The 2,382-nt window shown below is 62.8% G+C and carries 2 protein-coding genes and 1 pseudogene; 2 read left to right on the top strand and 1 reads right to left on the bottom strand.

Annotated features, from left to right (window positions below):
* Window positions 1-64 precede the first annotated feature (64 nt).
* A pseudogene (locus tag QT222_RS02305) lies at window positions 65-564 on the top strand (hypothetical protein).
* A gap of 13 nt (window positions 565-577) precedes the next feature.
* Here QT222_RS02305 and QT222_RS02300 read toward each other — a convergent pair.
* Entirely contained in the window at window positions 578-1,942 is a 1,365-nt protein-coding gene (locus QT222_RS02300) for a restriction endonuclease (protein WP_491476175.1), read from the bottom strand.
* A 123-nt stretch (window positions 1,943-2,065) separates the two neighbouring features.
* Here QT222_RS02300 and QT222_RS02295 point away from each other — a divergent pair.
* A partial coding sequence (locus tag QT222_RS02295; RefSeq protein ID WP_491476174.1) for a DUF6166 domain-containing protein occupies window positions 2,066-2,382 on the top strand: 317 nt, incomplete at its 3' end.

Genomic DNA, 2,382 nt, shown 5'->3' with positions numbered 1-2,382 from the left:
GAGCTAACTCCGATTCGTCCAACGAGTCGAACAGACCGGTGAGACAGATGGCGACACCGACCGAGTGGCGCAGGTGTACCGCCATTCGGACGGCTACCCGGAGAGCGTGCTTCGCGATCTCGCACAGCTGAAAAACCTCCTCGATGCGCCCGCGCCGAGCGTGGACCCGGGTACACGGCAGCGACGTTCGTGTTCCTCGACAAGCTCTCGACGATCGACCTGTATCTGGATGGTGATCCAGACCGAACGATCGACGCAGCGCAGCCAGCGGATCTTCTCGAGCCAGACAATATGGAGCATCTGGACCAGCCGCTGTTCCTGCTGGGTCACGGCGTCGAGAATCCGGCCGACGGCATCCACGGCGACGAGGTGTACCTCTACGTCGTCGAACACCCGACGCGGAACCCGTTCGAGAAGCCAGTCGAGTGGACCGTCAAGGTGAGCGGTCACTCCGCGTTCCCCCGCTGGGACGGTCCGACCGACGAGGCTTTCGAGCGGGCCAGCTGGCAGTTCCACGGCCCGCTGGAGTACGCGCTCGAAGAGCTAGTTGCTGAACCGGCGTGAGAACGCGACCGGTCTAAATGATGCCGCCGATGAGGAGCAGACCGACGACGAGCAGCAGCGTCGCGACCACGCTCCCCCCGGCGAGTAACTTGTTCTCCATCGCTTTCTCGTGGAGCGGCATGTCGGCGTACTCCTCGCGGAACGCCTCGAGGTTGTCCTCGTGGTAGAAGTACTTCGTCTTCAGCGCGAACCGTTCCGTCACCGCACAGCCCGTGCAGACAGGCTCGCCCTCCAGCCGCTCCGTTTTGCTGTGGCTGGTGCAGGCGATCGCCCCGCAGTTCGGACAGTAGGTGTACGTCTCGTCGACGCCGCTGGTCTCGCAATGGACGCACCGATGAATCCCGTCCTCGGCGGTCACTCTGGACGGGCCCGCTGCGTAGTATTCGTAGGGGTAGGTGTACTCCTGGATGTCGGTGGTGTGCCGAACCTCGGGAAGGTACACCGGTTCGATCGACTGGACCGAGATATCCGAGCGGTTCGGCTCACACGTTTTGTTGTAGGTGACGTTGTTGTCGCCGGTGTAGGTCACCGTCGTCGTGTGGTAGTCCTGGAGCCGCTCGACGGCCCACTCCTTGTACTCCGTTTGGGTCTGGCCGTACCGGCGCTCGTCGACCTCGTCGAACACCTCCGCGAACTGTTCGGTGTCGAGGTCGACCGTCGCGTGGAGGTTCTCGGTGACCAGCGTCGCGACCTCGGCGGCGGCCGCCTCGGGATGCCCGCGCTCGGCGTGGACGACGAATCGCGTCCGGTCGTTGATCCGGTGAATGACGCCCACCGACGTCTCGAAGACGGCGTTCGTGTCCGCGGTGACCGCGACCACCGGGCGGAACGCCACCGCCAAATGCGGTGTCGGGAGGTCGGCGGCCTCGATGTTCTCGATGTCGCGGAACGCTTCCTGGACGGGCGCATCGACGTCCGCTGCCGGGTCGTAAGGCCGGAGTGTCTCGTTACAGAGAATCTCGATGCGGCCGTTGTAGAGGTCCAGACCGATCTCGTCGGCGATCTCACGAAGGTCCTTGCCGTCCAGCAGTTCAATTGGATAGGGATCGTCGTTCCGCTGGAGTCGCTCAGCGTACTCCTCCGCCGGGTTCGTGAATCGCCCAGTGGTGACGACCATCCCGCGTTTCGGGCCGTCGAAGTCGAAGGTGGCGATGGCCGAATGCAATTTCTGAACGACCGGCCGCCCGACCGTGTCCGTGTGCTTGCACTCGACGATAATCGCGCGTCGCTCCCCGTCGACGACCTCCTCCATGATGACGTCGCGACCCTCGTCGGCGGTTCGCTCGGCCTGACGGACGTTCTCGTAGCCGAGATTTCGAAAGACGTCCTCTATCACGTCCTCAAACTCGAACCCTGAGAGATTGTCCAGTACAGCCATCCCGATATACCTGGACAGTACGTTGCAACTGTCAAATATATTGCCGAACGCAGCCGCGTCCTGTTTTTGAACCCCCGAGGGGGGGTGCGGGGGTGATCGAACGAGCCTCTCGCAAACCGACCTATGAGTGGAATCAGCGACCCACGCTCGCACGTACAGTCACGGGCCTCGGATGATTCCGACGTCATCTACGTTGGTTACCGTCGTCGAGGCCGCGCCATCGTCGAGAACCAATCGGACCAAGAACAGCTCACGCCAGAGCGGAGTCTCGAGCTGGCGAACCACAGTCCCTCAGGTTTTGAGTGGGGATACGGTGGGAGCGGGCCGGCCCAACTCGCACTCGCCCTCCTGCTCGATTATACCGACGACGAGGAGGTCGCACTAGCGGAGTACATGACGTTCAAGACCGAGGTCGTGAGCCAGCTGGAGTGTACAGGAAC

The sequence above is a fragment of the Haloferax sp. s1 genome, assembly GCF_058382125.1.
The sequence above is the reverse complement of the archived record's forward strand: the minus strand, read 5'-3'. Positions and strand labels throughout refer to the sequence as shown.

What these genes read in the sequence shown, in the direction of transcription:
- QT222_RS02300 (WP_491476175.1), bottom strand. Translation starts at nt 1,942, where the DNA reads ATGGCTGTACTGGACAATCTCTCAGGGTTCGAGTTTGAGGACGTGATA.